Here is a 13898-nt window from a genome sequence, read left to right as displayed (position 1 = left end):
GCGCCGCCGTGCCACTCAGTTCGGTCGCAGCTTGTCCAGGCGGTCGGTCAGCGCCACCCAGAACGCGGCAGGCAGCTCGGCGCGCAGCGGGACCGCGTAGTGCCAGTCATTGCCGAACGCCCGGCATTTCACCGCGTCCTTTTCGGTCATCAGCACTGGCAGCTGGCTGCCAAAGGACAGGTCCTGCGGCTGATAGGCCTGATGGTCGGCGAAGGCGTGCGGCACCACGCCGATGCCTCGCGCGCGCAGCATGTCGAAAAAGCGCTGCGGGTGGGCAATGCCGGCCACGGCGTGCACGCGCTGGCCCTTGAAGTACGACAGTGGACGGGCACGGCCACCGGCCAGCGGCTGCGCGCTGTCGATGTGCAGGGCCATCGGCCACTGGCCGAAACCACAGGCCTGGGCCGCAGATTCCTCATTGGCCTGGCCAAGATTCACCACACGGAAATCGCACTCGCTGGCGCGGCTGACCGGCTCGCGCAGCGGTCCGGCCGGAATCATCCGGCCATTGCCGTAGCGGCGCTGCGCATCGACCACTTCGATCTCGATGTCGCGCGCCAGCCGGTAGTGCTGCAGGCCGTCGTCGCAGACAATCACATCGCAGCCGGCCTCGATCAGCGCCCTGCCGGCAGCAACGCGATCACTGTCCACGCGCACTGGTACGCCTGTCTTCCAGGCAATCAGCACCGGTTCGTCGCCGCCCTTGGCGGTCGGCGTATCCGCCTTCACCCACAGCGGTTTGTCCGCATCTTCGCGGCCGTAGCCACGACTGGCCACGCCCGGCTTCCAGCCGGCGGCACGCAGGCGCTCCACCAGCGCGATGGTCAGCGGCGTCTTGCCAGTACCACCGGCGGTGATGTTGCCAACCACGATGACCGGCACCGGCAGCGTGTAGCGCTTGCGCCAGCCACGCCGATAGGCGCGCCGGCGCAGCGCGGTGACGCCGGCATACAGCGGCGCCAGCAGGCGCATCGCCCACGGAACCGGGCTGCCGTCGTACCAGTACGGCGGGGTCTGGGTACCCTTGCCGGCCATCAGTCCTGCCTTTCGCGGAACTGCATGCTGTGCAGATGCTGGTAGAGGCCACCCATGGTGAGCAGCTCCTTGTGGGTACCGCGCTCGACGATGCGACCGTGGTCCATCACCAGCACCTGGTCTGCATGCTCGATGGTCGACAGGCGGTGCGCGATGACCAGCGTGGTGCGCTCGGGCATCAATCGCTGCAGCGCGTCCTGCACCAGGCGCTCCGATTCGTTGTCGAGCGCTGCGGTGGCTTCATCGAGGATCAGGATCGGCGCGTCGCGCAGGATCGCACGGGCGATCGCCAGGCGCTGGCGCTGGCCGCCGGACAGCAGCGCGCCGTTCTCGCCCACCGGGGTCTGCAGCTGCTGCGGCATGCGCGCGATGAACTCCCAGGCGTTTGCGGCTTCGGCCGCCGCTCGGATCTGTTCATCGGTCGCGTCCATGCCATAGGCGATGTTCGCGCCAATGGTGTCATCGAACAGCATGACCTTCTGCCCGACCATCGCCACCTGGCGACGCAGGTCGGCCAGCGGATAGTCATCCAGCGCCACCCCATCGAGGGTGATGCGCCCGCCGCTGGGTTCGTAGAAGCGCGGCACCAGCCGGATCAGGCTGGTCTTGCCGCTGCCCGAGCGACCGACGATGGCGGTGACCGTACCCGGCTTGGCCACGAAGCTGATGTCGTCCAGGGCGATGCCACTGTCTTCGCGGTAACGCAGCATGACGTGCTCGAAGGCCAGTTCGCCACGCACGCGCTGCACCGTGTTGCGGCCATCGTCGCGCTCGACCGGCATGTCGAGGATGTCGAACAGGCGCTCGGCGGCGGACACACCGCGGGAGATCGAGGACTGCACGCTGGTCAGGCGGCGCAGCGACGGGATGATCGCCGTCATCGAGATCATCAGGCCCATGAACTGGCCGGCATTGAGGCGGCCCGCCAGTGCTTCGCGGGTCGACACCCAGACGATCACCGCCAGCGCCAGCGCGGCCAGGAACTGGACCACGCTGGAGGCACCGGCACGGGTGATTTCCACCTTCATGTTCAGCGCCAGCATGCGGTTGGCCAAGCGCGAGTAGCGCGACATTTCGTGCTGCTGCGTGCCGTGCACCTTCACTTCCTGCTGGGCCGCCAGCGACTGCTCGGCAGTCTGCGCCATCGTGCCCATGCCGTCCTGGATGCCGCGGCTGATGCGCCGGTAGCGCTTGCCGACGTAGGACACGATCACGCCGATCATCGGCACCACCACCAGCATGGCCACGGTCACCTTGACGCTCATCTGCAGCATCACCGCCAGCATGGCGATGATGGTCAGGGTGTCGGCAACCACGGTCTTGAGCGCGTCGGCACTGGCCTGGGTGACCTGCTCGGTATCGAAGTTCAGGCGGCTGACCATCACCGGCGTCGATTCGGTATCGAAATGCGAGGACGGCAGGTGCAGGTACTTGGCCAGCACCTGTTCACGCAGGTCGCGCACCACGCTGCGACCGGTCTTGGCCAGCGCGTAGTCGCTCACCCAGGTGGCGGCGCTGCGCATCAGGAACAGGCCGAGGATGGTCAGCGGCAGGATCACCGCCATTTTCGGTTCGGGATTGACAAAGCCGCGGTTGACCAGCGGCTCCATCAGCTTGGTGAAGTGGTAGCCGGCCACCGACTCCACCGCCATGGCGATGACGGCGGCGACCATCATGCCCCAGTAGGCGCGGGTGTATCCCAGCAGACGTTTGTAGATCGGCCACACCGGCGCGTGTTTGGAACTCATGGACGCACCTCGGGTGCTGTTGCAATGGCAATACGGCGGAAGCCGAGCTGACCGAGCGCATCCTGCGCGGTCACCACGGCCTGATAGGGCGTGCGGGCATCGGCACGCAACAGCACCGGCTGGGTGCGGTCGCTGCCGGCAACGGCCGCGATGGTCTGCTTGACCGACTCGACGTCGTTGCGCAGCACTTCCTGGTCATTGATGAAGTAGCGGCCTTCGGCGTTGATCAGCACGCTCAACGAGCGCGGTGGCTCATTGCTGGGCTGCTGGCTGGCCGTGGGCAGCTCCACCTGGAGTGTCGAGCGCGCATCGAAGGTAGTGGTGACCACGAAGAAGATGATCAACACCAGGATGACGTCGATCAGTGGCACCAGGTCGATATGCGGCTCATCCTGGGACCGGTCGTTGCCGATACGCATCGATCAGGCCTTCGCCATCGCCGCGCCGGCCGGGCGCGTGGCAGCGGCAGGGTTCATCACCCCGGGTCGGCCATCCAGCGTATCCAGCAGCGCGCTGGCTTCCTGCTCCATCTCCACCACGTAACCGTGGATGCGGCCCTTGAAGTAGCGGTGGAACATCAGCGCCGGAATGGCGACGATCATGCCGGTGGCGGTGCACACCAGCGCCTTGCCGATACCACCGGCCAGCTGGTTCACATCACCCACGCCGTGGTCGAGGATGCCCAGGAACATCTGGATCATGCCGATCACCGTGCCCAGCAGGCCCAGCAGCGGCCCGGCCGAAGCGATGGTGCCCAGCGCGTTGAGGAAACGCTCCATGCGGTGCACCAGGTGGCGGCCGGTGTCTTCGATGCGCTCGCGGATCTGGTCGCGCGGACGGTTGCGCGCTTCCAGCGCCGCGGCCAGCAGCGCGCCCAGCGGCGAGTTCGCGCGCAGGGTCTGCAGGTGGGCCGGGTCGAGCTTGCCGCGTGCCGCCCAGTTGCGCACTTCCTGGCCGAGGCCGGGCGGCAGCACTTCAGTACGCCGCAGGGACCAGAAACGCTCCAGGATGATCGCCAAAGCCAGTACGCCCACCAGCAGCAGCGGCACCATCGGCCAGCCACCGGCCTTGACCAGTTCCCACACGTTTCAACCCTCCGGCCCAACGGCCGCTTGTTCGATCGGCGATAGGATAGCAGCCGACCGCGCCCGCCCAGCGGCATCCCACCAGCGGGATGCGTGGATGCGCTGTTCACGCAGCTGCAGCCCTTGTGCGCCAAGCCATATGCGGATCGCCCCGGAATCGGCCGTGGCCAGTACCTCGGCCCCTTGCGCCCGCCAGCGCTGGACCACGTCCTGGCGAGGGTGCCCGAAGCGGTTGCGGTGCCCGGCCGAGACCACCGCCAGCCGTGGCGCCACGGCCTCAACCCACGGCGCGCTGGAGCTGCCGCCGCTGCCATGGTGGGGCACCAGGACCACATCCGCCTTCAGCGCTGCCGGAGACGCCTGCAGCAGCGTCCGCTCGGCCGGCCGGCCGATGTCACCCGGCAGCAGGACCGCGCCGTGGCGGCTGGCGATGCGCAGCACGCAGCTGTCTTCGTTCTCGGCCTGACGGCTGCCCGGCGCCGGGTGCAGGACCTGGAAATCTACCCCGTCCCACTGCCAGCGCAGCCCCTGCTGGCAGGGCGTGGCGCCAGCGATGGTGCTGCCCGGTGGCGCCAGCAGCTGCAGTCCGGGCAGCTGCCGTCGCAGGCTGGACAGGCTGCCGGTGTGATCAAGATGGTCATGGCTGAGCATCACCTGCCGGGGCGGCCCCTGGCCGAGCGCGCGCAGGGCCGGGACCAGAATCCGTTCGTTGCCTTCGCCGCCGGTCGGCGGCCCCACGTCGTACCAGAGCGCGTGCCGCGCCGTACGCACCAGCACCGCAGTGCCCTGCCCTACGTCATGCACCAGCAGCTCCAGTTCTCCTTCGGCCGGTGCATGCCGGGCGGGCCACAGCAGCGGCAGGCACAGCAGCAGGCCCGCCAGGCCACCGCCGGCGCCGCGTGGCAGCAGCCACCAGAACACCCCGGCCAGTGCCGCCGGTACCGCCCAGCGCGGCGCCTCGGCCAACCACCACATCGCCTGCGGGTGCAGCGCCAGTGGCTGCAGCGCCTGCCAACTCAGCTCGAACAGCCAGGCAGCGGCACGCCAGGCCCAGCGCCCGGCACCGTCGTGCAGCACCTGCAGCGCAGTACCCAGCAACGACAACGGCACCACCAGCAGGGTCCACCACGGAATGATCGGCAGGTTGACCAGCGGCCCCAAGCGCGCGGTGCCGCCGAACAGGGCCACGCACAGCGGCAACAGGCCGAGGCTGGCCACGCCCTGCGCGGCCAGGAAGCCACGCAGGCCCCCACCGGCGCCCTCCGGCCCGGTTCGCGGCAGGCACCACAGCAGCCACAGCACGCCGCCAAAGCTGAGCCAGAAGCCGGCCGACAGCACCGACAGCGGCGCCGGCAGCAGCATCACCATCGCGGCCAGGGCCAGCCCCTGCCCCGCACCCACCGGGCGACGTCCGGCACGGGCCAGTGCCACCAACCCGATCATCAGCGCCGCGCGCACCGTTGGCAGCGCGCCACCGGCTGCCACGGCATAGGCAGCTGCGGCCAGCGCCGCGCCCCATGCCGCCGCCTGCGGCCGTGGCCAGTACCGTCCCAGCAGCGGGCACAGCCACCACGACACGCGGCACAGCAGCACGCCGAAGCCCGCCACCACGCCCACGTGAAACCCGGAGATGGCGACCAGATGGGTCAGGCCCAGGGCGCGCAGGTGTTCCCAGTCGGCATCAGACAGCCCGCGGGTGTCGCCCAGGGCCAAGGCCTGCACGAACCGCGCGGCAGGATGTGCCACCTGCGTGGCGATGGCATCACTGCTGCGCTCGCGCCAGGCCGGCAGGCCCTGCGCAGGCGCGTGCTCACGGGCAGCGCCCGGGTCGCGCACCGTGCCATTGCCGGAGATACCACGCAGCAATGCATGGCGTTCGCCATCGAAGCCACCGGGATTGATCCGCGAGCGTGGCGCACGCACGCGCAACGACATCTGCCAATGCGCCCCGGCACGAACCGCATGGCGCCCGCCGGCCTCGTGCGCTGACGATCCGCGCCACGGGTCGTTCCAGGTGACCTGCAGGCGCTTGCCGCGCAGCACTGGCAGCGTATCGGCCTCCTTCACGTGCAGCACGAAACGCGTGTAACCGGGGCCTCTCTGCGGAAGATCGGCCACCCGCCCGCGCACCTGCACATCCTGCGGCGGCGCGTCGGGTGGAAGCTGGTCGTGCAGGGCCCACTGCCCGTGCACTGTTGCCCATGCCAGGCCGAGCATGACTGCAGCCCAGGTGCGGCCTCGCCAGCGCAGCAGCCAGCCCGCGCCACCGGCAACCGCCATCGGCACGCTCAGCCACAGCGGCAGCAGCGCCGGCATCTGCACGCAGGCCAGCGCGCCCAGCACCAGGCCGGCGGCGCAGCCGGGGCCGAACAGGGCCGGCGCGGAACGTTCGGAAACCATTCCAGCAGCCTGCCGCCGGGCGCGACAGGTTGCCTATCGGGGTTTTCCCCGCGCGGCTGTCAGCGCCGGACGGTGCCGCGGTGGAAATTGACCCGGAAGCTGGCACCACCGCCAGCGGCCTCGCCGACACTGACCGAGCCGCCGTGGTGCTGCACGATTTCCTTCACCAGATGCAGGCCCAGGCCACTGCCACTGCCCGCCGCGCGCAGGCGATGGAACGGCTCGAAGATCGCTTCACGATCGCTCACCGGAATACCGGCACCCTGATCGCTGACTTCCAGCAGGCCACGTGCATCCAGGCGCACGCAGATGGTGCCGCGTCCGCCGCCGTGGACAATGGCGTTGTGCACCAGGTTGGCGATCACCCGTCCCAACGCCAGGCTGTCGCCGTGGATCCACACCGGCATCTCAGGTGCATCCACTTCGAAGCCGTAGCCGGCACCGACCACCAGCGGCGCCAGATCGGCGGCCGCTTCACGCACCAGCAGCGCCAGATCCAGCCTCTGCAGTGCGCCGACATTGCGATCAAGTCGCTGCAGGTCAAGCAGGTGCTCGGCGACGTTGCCGAGCCGCGCCACGTCGGTCAGCAGCTGCGACTTCAGCTCGCCCTGCGGCAGCTGCGACAGACGCGCCTGCACCACCGCGATCGGCACACGCAGCTCGTGCGCGGCATCGGCAAGGAACTTGTCACGCGCAGCATAGCCCTGCTGCACCTTGTCGATCGCGTCGTTGAAGGCTTCGACCAACGGCGCGACCTCGGTCGACACCAGCTGCGCATCCAGCCGCGCACCCGGCTGGCCGATATCCAGCTCCTTGGCCTGTTGCGCGGAGCGGCGCACGCCACGCATCGCGCGGTGGATCACGGTCGGCATCACCAGCAGCGTGACCACGATCAGCGGCAGGAAGAACCACAGGCCGATCAGACGCAGCACCATCAGCGCGCCATCCAGCAGCCCGCCCTTCGGTGCCCCGCCCACCATCACCGTGATGCGCCGTCCATCCTCGTTGCGGATCATCACCCGCGCCACATCCAGGTAGGGCGGCACCAGCGAACCAAGTTCGGTCGCGCCCAGCGTCGGCAACCGCGCCAGCAGCGGCGCGTGGATCGCCGGAATCGTGCCGCGCTCCAACCAGACCCCCTTGTCGTCGACTGCCGCGAACCAGAGGTTGCCGCCGGCACTGGCATCGAGCTTTTCCCAGCGCGCCTGGTCCAGCACCAGCCGGCCACCATCGCTGTGCACCGCCTTGGCCACCGCCTCGGCCATGAACATGTCCATGCCCCAGGTGTCCTTGTCACCCCAGGTCAGGATCAACGCAACCACAGCGAACAGCACGGTGAAGGCCTGCGCCAGGAACAACCGCCAGGCCAGCCCAAGCGTGATGGAGCGGATAGGACGTGCCATCTCAGGCCTCCGCCAGCAGGTAGCCGACGCCGCGGATCACATGGATCTCCACGCCGGCCCCGGCCTGTTGCAGCGCCTTGCGCAGCTTGGAGATATGCGCGTCCAGTGCATTGGACTGGATCTCGTCATCGAAGCCGTACACTGCCGCCTCCAACGCGCTGCGGGTGACGGTGCGTCCCTGTCGCATCGCCAGCGCCTGCAGCACCAGCACCTGGCGCCGGGGCAGCGCCAACAGCTGGCCCTCCACCTGCGCCTGCAGCGATTCGAAGTCGAATTCCAGCCGGCCCAGATGCAGGCTTGGCGTCACCATCGCCGAGGGCCGGCGCGAGACCGCGCGGATCCGCGCCATCAGCTCTTCGATCGCCACCGGCTTCACCAGGTAGTCATCGGCACCGACATCCAGCCCCTCGACCTTGTCCGACAGCGTGCCCTTGGCGGTCAGCATGATCACCGCCAGGTTCGGGCGCAGCGCGCGCGCGGTGGCGACGAACGCCACGCCATCGCCATCGGGCAGCTGGCGGTCGAGCAGCATCAGCTGGTGCACCGGCTCGCGCAGCGCGATCGCGGCTTCGGCCAGGCTGCCGACCACGTCGGCGACCACGCCCTGCCGCTCCAGGCCCGATTGCAGGGCACGGGACAGATCGGGATCGTCTTCGACCAGGAGGATGCGCATCAGGGGCTCGGCTACCGGAAACGGTGCCGATCATAGTGCCTGGCGCCGGCTTTGGGCGCCTTCGCGTGCCGAATGCCAAGGCGCAATGTTCTGACAATGTTGTGGCCGCACCATGCACAGCCATCCCCCGCAAAGTGGCTGATCGATGCCGTCGCTGTCCCCGACCCTGCTGCGCCCGTTGCTGTTCTCCGCTGCCATCGGCCTCCCGTTGATCACCCACGCCGCCGACCGGAACCCGGGGGTGCAGGCCGGTATCAGTGCCGGCGCGACCTCAGGGGCCTACGCCCACTACGACGTCAAGCCGCTGGTCGTACCGTCCATTGCCTGGCAGGGCGAGCGCTTCTTCGCCAGCCCGGGCTCGCTGGGCATGTACCTTTACAAGCGCGAAGGCCTGCGCCTGTCGGCGGCGGTCACGCCCTACACGCTGCGCTTCAAGACCGACGACGTGAACGATCCTCAGCTGCGTCGCCTGCACAGCCGGCAGATGTCTGCCATGGCCGGCATCAATGGTGAATACAGCGCCGACTGGGGCATCGTCGAGGCCAGCGTGATGCGCGAGGTCACCGGCCACGGAGGTGGCATGGAATCGCGTCTGCACTACAGCTATCCGATCCAGGCCGGTCGCTTCACCTGGGTGCCCAAGGTCGGCGTGGTGCACTCCAGTGCGCGCCTGCTCGACTACTACTACGGCATCACCGACGAAGAAGCGCTGCGCTCGGGACTTGCCGCGTACAACCCGGGCAGCGCGACATCACCAAACCTGCAGATCGCGGTCAGCACGCCCCTGGGCACGAAGTGGCGCGCGACCGGCGTCGTCGCCAACCAGTGGTTCGGCGATGCCGTAAAGGACAGCCCGATGGCCCGTCGCGGTACGCAGACGTCGGCCTTCGTTTCCCTGATGCGCTCGTTCTGATCGAGCGCCCGCAACGGACAAGGACCCCCCCATGGCCTCCGTCTCCCCTGCTGCTGAAGCGCACGCGATCCTGCGTGCCCCGGACCTGGACAGCGCCGAGCGCGCCTACCTGGGGCTGCTGCCGGACCTGGAACACGTGAACGCGTTGACGCGCCGCGCACTTGGCCTTTCGCGTGCTGCCGATGCGGCACGCGGCTATGCGTTGTCGATGATGCTGGTGGGATTGCGCCTGCAGGAACTTGAGATGGGCGAAGCAACCGCAAAGGAACATCGCCAGGCCAACCTGCGCAGCCTGCGCCAGGCCTTCAGCGCCTGAGCGCAGGCCAGCAACGCTGCCGGCGCTGCAGGGCAGTGGGAAGACTCAGCGGAATGTGGTCCACGCCAGCACCGCCGCCAGCAGGGCCACCCAGATCACCGCCTTGAAGGTACCCTCCAGCATGTTGCCGCCGAACAGCAGCTCGAGGATGGGATTGGGTCGGGAAACCGGAACGTGATCGCTCATCGGTGTTTGATCCTGGTGGTGGTTGCGGGGTGCGCGTGCCTGACCGCGCAGGCACCACTCTAGTACACGCGGCGCCTCTGCGGACGTGCGGGCAACATCACCTTAACAACCCGCGCGCCCGTTCCGGTATGTTCGGCCCAACGCTGCGTTCAAGGATGATCGATGCCCAAGCGCGTCCTGTTCCCCGTTGTCGCCCTGCTGCTGTCCGCGCTGATCGTCGCGCTGGGATGGCAGAACCACCAGCTCCGGCAAATCAACGCGCAGATGGCTGCCCAACTGCAGAACATGCGGCTGGAAGCACATGGTCTCAGCCTGGGCAGTCGCCCGGAAGCACTGGCGCTGCGCACGACCCAGCACACTCACGTCAACATCGGCGGCGCGCGCGACGCACCTCAGATCCTCTACTTCTTCTCCACCACCTGCCGCTACTGCCTGGCCTCGATGCCACAGCTGCAACAGATCGCAGCAGCACGCGGCCGCAGTGAACTGATCGGTGTGGGACTCCCCCCTTACGACCAACTGGCCGACTACGCCGGACAGCATGTATTGCAGTTCCCGATCGCCATCGACAGTGAAGGCGATGCGTCCAAGCGCTACCGCGCCACGGTCACGCCGATGCTGATGGTGCTGGCCACCGATGGCAGCGTGACCTACAAGCATGTGGGCCAGCTTGATGAGCAGGTGGTGCGCGCCGCCATGAACTCGCTGACGCCAGCCCCTGCACTGCCCTGATTGCCGTGCGCCGCGTCGGCGCGCGTCATGGTTCACCGCATCCGCGCCACAACCGGCACCCCGGTGCCTTCGGCAACTGCAACACCACAACGCCAACCAAGGAGATACACATGATCGGAAAGAACGTACTTTCATCCGTCGCCGGTATCGTCGTTGTTGCGGCCCTGGCATTCGGTGCCAGCCAGGCCTTCGCCGTCGCCCCCAAAACCGGCTATGCGCCCGGGTGCGAGCCGCATCCGAGCTGCCCGTTCGGCAACTCGGGCAAGCCTGGCCAGCTGCTGTGCTGTGATCCGCTGTAATCGAAGCCGCACCGCAGGTCGGCCCCGCTGATCTGCTGCAGGTGCCGCAGCGCTGAGCCAGCCCTGCGGCGATGATCGGTGCCCACCCGCACATTGGGCACCGCGCCGGGCCGCCTCCAGGGGCGGCCCGGCACTTCCGGCCCCGGATTCATCCTTCCCCGGGCGCCTTGGCGCGCGCTTTACCGGCTTTCGTCGCATACCGGTTTCACACCGCAGGGGGCAGTGCCACGCTGGACTCCCTTCTCCGGAGCACCGTGCCATGCCGATGCTTGCCCTGCTGCTGTTGTGCGCTGGCCTGTTCGGTTGCGATACCGACGCAGGGGATCCTTCCCTGCGCAGCCAGATCCTGCAGGCCGACGCTGGGCAGGCAGAAACATCATCGATGCCGGATCGGAAAGCGGCCCCGGCCCCCCTGCAGCTGTACCGGCTGCGCCAGGATCGCGTACTGCGCGTGGGCAATCAGCCGCTGCAGGCCGACGCCCCACAGCGGCACGCCGGCTCGGCGCGATTCGCGCAGGTCTGGGAACGCGTGGACGGGCACTGGCGGCTGCAGCGCATGATCAGCATCGACGAATGGGTGGCCCAACGCTGATCGCTGGTTGCAACCCACCGGCGCAAACGAAAAAAGCCGGCCCAGGGCCGGCTTCCATCGTGATCCACCGCTGCACCGGCAATGCCGGGAGCCAGGTGGTGGGCGGTACAGGGTTCGAACCTGTGACCCCTACCATGTCAAGGTAGTGCTCTACCGCTGAGCTAACCGCCCATCTTGTTCTTGCCGCCCGAGAGCTGGCCTTGCTACGTAAAAACCCGGCGCCAGGGCCGGGCTTTGCAGTTCACGACAGCCTCCTTCCGGAGACTTCGTGGTGGGCGGTACAGGGTTCGAACCTGTGACCCCTACCATGTCAAGGTAGTGCTCTACCGCTGAGCTAACCGCCCGTTTTTGCTTCTGAACGTCCGCGATTGCGTCGGTGCAGGCCGCGTATATTACGGATGCCGGCCGTGAAGCGCAACACTTTTGTGAAGAAGATGCTGCACTGCCGCGTTCAGCCCAGACTCGCTTCCTTCAGCTGCCGGATCTGGTCACGCACGCGGGCGGCATCCTCGAATTCCAGGTCCTTGGCGTGCTGGTACATCTGCTGTTCCAGTGCCTTGAGACGGGACGCCAGCTGGGCCGGGCTGAGCGATCGATAGTCACTCCCCTCCTCGGCAACGCCGGGCCTGCCTTTGCCCTTGCCCTTCTTTGCTTCCTTCTCGGCGGCGTCCGAACGCGCCCCTTCCAGCACGTCGACGATCGGGCGCGCCACCGAGCGCGGCACGATGCCGTGCTCCTCGTTGTACTCGACCTGTTTGGCGCGACGACGGTCGGTCTCATCGATCGCGGCCTGCATCGAACGGGTGATCTTGTCCGCATACAGGATCGCCTTGCCGCGCACGTTGCGCGCGGCACGGCCGATGGTCTGGATCAGCGAGCCGGTCGAGCGCAGGAAGCCCTCCTTGTCGGCATCCAGGATCGCCACCAGCGACACTTCCGGCATGTCCAGGCCTTCGCGCAGCAGATTGATGCCCACCAGCACGTCGAACTTGCCCAGGCGCAGGTCGCGGATGATCTCCACACGCTCGACCGTGTCCACGTCCGAGTGCAGGTAGCGCACGCGTATCCCGTGCTCGGTCAGGTACTCGGTGAGGTTCTCGGCCATGCGCTTGGTCAGCGTCGTGACCAGCACCCGGTCACCGGCCTTGATGCGCGCGTTGGCTTCGCTCATCAGGTCGTCGACCTGGGTCCCCACCGGGCGGATCTCCACCACCGGGTCGATCAGGCCGGTGGGACGTACGACCAGCTCGGTGATCTCGTCACCGGCCTCGCGGTACTCGTAGGGGCCCGGCGTGGCCGACACATAGATGCTGCGCGGGCAGCGCTCCTCCCACTCCTCGAAGCGCAGCGGCCGGTTGTCCAGCGCCGAGGGCAGCCGGAACCCGAATTCGACCAGCGTCTCCTTGCGCGAACGGTCGCCCTTGAACATGGCACCGATCTGCGGAATGGTCACGTGGGATTCGTCGATCACCAGCAGCGCGTCGGCCGGCAGGTAGTCGAACAGGGTCGGCGGCGGTTCGCCGGCATTCTTGCCGGTCAGGTGCCGGGAATAGTTCTCGATGCCGTTGCAGAAGCCGACTTCGGCCATCATTTCCAGGTCGAACTGGGTGCGCTGCGCCAGGCGCTGCGCTTCGACCAGCTTGTTCTGCGCGTACAGCTGCTCCAGCCGCTCCTTCAACTCGACCTTGATCGTCTCGATCGCTGCCAGCACACGCTCGCGCGTGGTGGCGTAGTGGGTCTTCGGGTAGACCGTGAAGCGCTGCATGTTGCGCAGCGTCTCGCCGGTGAGCGGGTCGAACAGGGTGATCTTCTCGACCTCGCCATCGAACAGTTCCAGACGCAGCGCTTCGCTGTCCGACTCGGCTGGGAACACGTCGATCACTTCACCACGCACGCGGAACGTACCGCGCTGCAGCTCGTACTCGTTGCGCGTGTACTGCAGCTGGGTGAGGTGGTTGATCAGGTCGCGCTGGTCGATGCGCTCGCCCTTGGACAGGATCAGGCGCAACGACAGGTAGTCTTCCGGCGCGCCCAGGCCGTAGATCGCCGATACCGTCGCCACCACGATCGCGTCCGGGCGCGACAGCAGGGTCTTGGTCGCCGCCAGTCGCATCTGCTCGATGTGCTCGTTGATCGAACTGTCCTTCTCGATGAAGGTGTCCGACGACGGCACGTAGGCTTCCGGCTGGTAGTAGTCGTAATAGCTGACGAAATACTCCACCGCGTTGTGCGGGAAGAATGCCTTGAACTCGCCATACAGCTGCGCCGCCAGCGTCTTGTTCGGCGCCATGATCAGCGTCGGCTTCTGCACGTTCTGGATGACGTTGGCGATGGTGTAGGTCTTGCCCGAACCGGTGACGCCCAGCAGGGTCTGCTTGGCGATGCCCGCTTCGAAGTTGCTGGTCAGCTTTGCGATGGCATCAGGCTGGTCGCCCGCCGGCGAATACGGCGAGACGAGTTCAAAACGGTCGCTCATGGTGTTGCCAGTTCCCGGGAAGGGTGAGTATACGGGGCAA

The 13898-nt window shown here is 67.6% G+C and carries 14 protein-coding genes and 2 tRNA genes; 5 read left to right on the top strand and 11 right to left on the bottom strand.

Annotated features, from left to right (window positions below; genetic code table 11):
• Positions 1 to 15: 15 nt before the first annotated feature.
• The 7 genes from lpxK to AC5QAH_RS09675 are packed head-to-tail and all read right to left on the bottom strand — an operon-like array spanning position 16 to position 8344.
• Positions 16 to 1035 (bottom strand): tetraacyldisaccharide 4'-kinase, encoded by a 1020-nt coding sequence (lpxK, locus tag AC5QAH_RS09705; RefSeq protein WP_010486078.1) that lies wholly within the window; start codon positions 1033 to 1035, stop codon positions 16 to 18.
• Positions 1035 to 2783 carry a lipid A export permease/ATP-binding protein MsbA gene (gene msbA / locus AC5QAH_RS09700; protein ID WP_010486079.1) on the bottom strand — a complete coding sequence of 583 codons (1749 nt, stop codon included), beginning with the start codon at positions 2781 to 2783 and terminating at the stop codon, positions 1035 to 1037. The genes lpxK and msbA overlap by 1 nt, the downstream gene beginning before the upstream one ends.
• Positions 2780 to 3202: an ExbD/TolR family protein gene (locus tag AC5QAH_RS09695; protein WP_010486080.1), complete on the bottom strand. Its 423-nt coding sequence runs from the start codon at positions 3200 to 3202 to the stop codon at positions 2780 to 2782. The genes msbA and AC5QAH_RS09695 overlap by 4 nt, the downstream gene beginning before the upstream one ends.
• 3 nt (positions 3203 to 3205) lie before the next feature.
• Positions 3206 to 3868 (bottom strand): MotA/TolQ/ExbB proton channel family protein, encoded by a 663-nt coding sequence (locus AC5QAH_RS09690; protein ID WP_191851020.1) that lies wholly within the window; start codon positions 3866 to 3868, stop codon positions 3206 to 3208.
• Between the two features lie 3 nt (positions 3869 to 3871).
• Positions 3872 to 6268, bottom strand: a complete 2397-nt coding sequence (locus AC5QAH_RS09685) for a DNA internalization-related competence protein ComEC/Rec2 (RefSeq protein WP_241872547.1) — start codon at positions 6266 to 6268, stop codon at positions 3872 to 3874.
• A gap of 59 nt (positions 6269 to 6327) precedes the next feature.
• Positions 6328 to 7671, bottom strand: coding sequence for a sensor histidine kinase (locus AC5QAH_RS09680; protein ID WP_010486083.1), 1344 nt, complete (start codon positions 7669 to 7671; stop codon positions 6328 to 6330).
• A 1-nt stretch (position 7672) separates the two neighbouring features.
• The gene (locus tag AC5QAH_RS09675; protein ID WP_010486084.1) at positions 7673 to 8344 is read right to left on the bottom strand and encodes a response regulator transcription factor; all 672 of its coding nucleotides are present in this window, start codon (positions 8342 to 8344) and stop codon (positions 7673 to 7675) included.
• A gap of 145 nt (positions 8345 to 8489) precedes the next feature.
• Between AC5QAH_RS09675 and AC5QAH_RS09670 the strand changes: the two genes are divergently transcribed.
• Complete coding sequence (locus AC5QAH_RS09670) at positions 8490 to 9257, top strand: MipA/OmpV family protein (RefSeq protein WP_019337171.1); 768 nt, start codon at positions 8490 to 8492, stop codon at positions 9255 to 9257.
• Between the two features lie 31 nt (positions 9258 to 9288).
• Positions 9289 to 9573, top strand: coding sequence for a hypothetical protein (locus tag AC5QAH_RS09665; protein ID WP_053442781.1), 285 nt, complete (start codon positions 9289 to 9291; stop codon positions 9571 to 9573).
• A gap of 45 nt (positions 9574 to 9618) precedes the next feature.
• On the opposite strand, the gene AC5QAH_RS09660 is transcribed toward AC5QAH_RS09665, so the two are convergent.
• Positions 9619 to 9759 carry a hypothetical protein gene (locus tag AC5QAH_RS09660; RefSeq protein ID WP_010486087.1) on the bottom strand — a complete coding sequence of 47 codons (141 nt, stop codon included), beginning with the start codon at positions 9757 to 9759 and terminating at the stop codon, positions 9619 to 9621.
• A 162-nt stretch (positions 9760 to 9921) separates the two neighbouring features.
• On the opposite strand from AC5QAH_RS09660, the gene AC5QAH_RS09655 reads away from it, so the two are divergent.
• From AC5QAH_RS09655 to AC5QAH_RS09645, 3 genes are all read left to right on the top strand, one after another.
• The gene (locus tag AC5QAH_RS09655) at positions 9922 to 10491 is read left to right on the top strand and encodes a TlpA family protein disulfide reductase (RefSeq protein WP_043402987.1); all 570 of its coding nucleotides are present in this window, start codon (positions 9922 to 9924) and stop codon (positions 10489 to 10491) included.
• A gap of 110 nt (positions 10492 to 10601) precedes the next feature.
• Positions 10602 to 10790 (top strand): hypothetical protein, encoded by a 189-nt coding sequence (locus AC5QAH_RS09650; RefSeq protein ID WP_019337168.1) that lies wholly within the window; start codon positions 10602 to 10604, stop codon positions 10788 to 10790.
• Between the two features lie 259 nt (positions 10791 to 11049).
• Positions 11050 to 11382, top strand: a complete 333-nt coding sequence (locus tag AC5QAH_RS09645; protein WP_019337167.1) for a hypothetical protein — start codon at positions 11050 to 11052, stop codon at positions 11380 to 11382.
• A gap of 96 nt (positions 11383 to 11478) precedes the next feature.
• Here AC5QAH_RS09645 and AC5QAH_RS09640 read toward each other — a convergent pair.
• The 3 genes from AC5QAH_RS09640 to uvrB form a co-directional block, all read right to left on the bottom strand.
• Positions 11479 to 11553 (bottom strand) — tRNA-Val (locus AC5QAH_RS09640).
• Between the two features lie 98 nt (positions 11554 to 11651).
• Positions 11652 to 11726, bottom strand: a tRNA-Val gene (locus AC5QAH_RS09635).
• A 107-nt stretch (positions 11727 to 11833) separates the two neighbouring features.
• Complete coding sequence (uvrB, locus tag AC5QAH_RS09630; protein ID WP_019337166.1) at positions 11834 to 13858, bottom strand: excinuclease ABC subunit UvrB; 2025 nt, start codon at positions 13856 to 13858, stop codon at positions 11834 to 11836.
• Between the last annotated feature and the right edge of the window lie 40 nt (positions 13859 to 13898).

The sequence above is a fragment of the Stenotrophomonas sp. YJH_SMC_43 genome (assembly GCF_059372535.1).
This window is presented reverse-complemented; position numbering and strand designations above follow the sequence as displayed.

Bases quoted from the DNA above. Each gene is read 5' to 3' on its own strand.
- lpxK (WP_010486078.1), bottom strand. From the start codon at position 1,035: ATGGCCGGCAAGGGTACCCAGACCCCGCCGTACTGGTACGACGGCAGC.
- msbA (WP_010486079.1), bottom strand. From the start codon at position 2,783: ATGAGTTCCAAACACGCGCCGGTGTGGCCGATCTACAAACGTCTGCTG.
- AC5QAH_RS09695 (WP_010486080.1), bottom strand. From the start codon at position 3,202: ATGCGTATCGGCAACGACCGGTCCCAGGATGAGCCGCATATCGACCTG.
- AC5QAH_RS09685 (WP_241872547.1), bottom strand. From the start codon at position 6,268: ATGGTTTCCGAACGTTCCGCGCCGGCCCTGTTCGGCCCCGGCTGCGCC.
- AC5QAH_RS09680 (WP_010486083.1), bottom strand. From the start codon at position 7,671: ATGGCACGTCCTATCCGCTCCATCACGCTTGGGCTGGCCTGGCGGTTG.
- AC5QAH_RS09675 (WP_010486084.1), bottom strand. From the start codon at position 8,344: ATGCGCATCCTCCTGGTCGAAGACGATCCCGATCTGTCCCGTGCCCTG.
- AC5QAH_RS09670 (WP_019337171.1), top strand. From the start codon at position 8,490: ATGCCGTCGCTGTCCCCGACCCTGCTGCGCCCGTTGCTGTTCTCCGCT.
- AC5QAH_RS09665 (WP_053442781.1), top strand. From the start codon at position 9,289: ATGGCCTCCGTCTCCCCTGCTGCTGAAGCGCACGCGATCCTGCGTGCC.
- AC5QAH_RS09660 (WP_010486087.1), bottom strand. From the start codon at position 9,759: ATGAGCGATCACGTTCCGGTTTCCCGACCCAATCCCATCCTCGAGCTG.
- AC5QAH_RS09655 (WP_043402987.1), top strand. From the start codon at position 9,922: ATGCCCAAGCGCGTCCTGTTCCCCGTTGTCGCCCTGCTGCTGTCCGCG.
- AC5QAH_RS09650 (WP_019337168.1), top strand. From the start codon at position 10,602: ATGATCGGAAAGAACGTACTTTCATCCGTCGCCGGTATCGTCGTTGTT.
- AC5QAH_RS09645 (WP_019337167.1), top strand. From the start codon at position 11,050: ATGCCGATGCTTGCCCTGCTGCTGTTGTGCGCTGGCCTGTTCGGTTGC.
- uvrB (WP_019337166.1), bottom strand. From the start codon at position 13,858: ATGAGCGACCGTTTTGAACTCGTCTCGCCGTATTCGCCGGCGGGCGAC.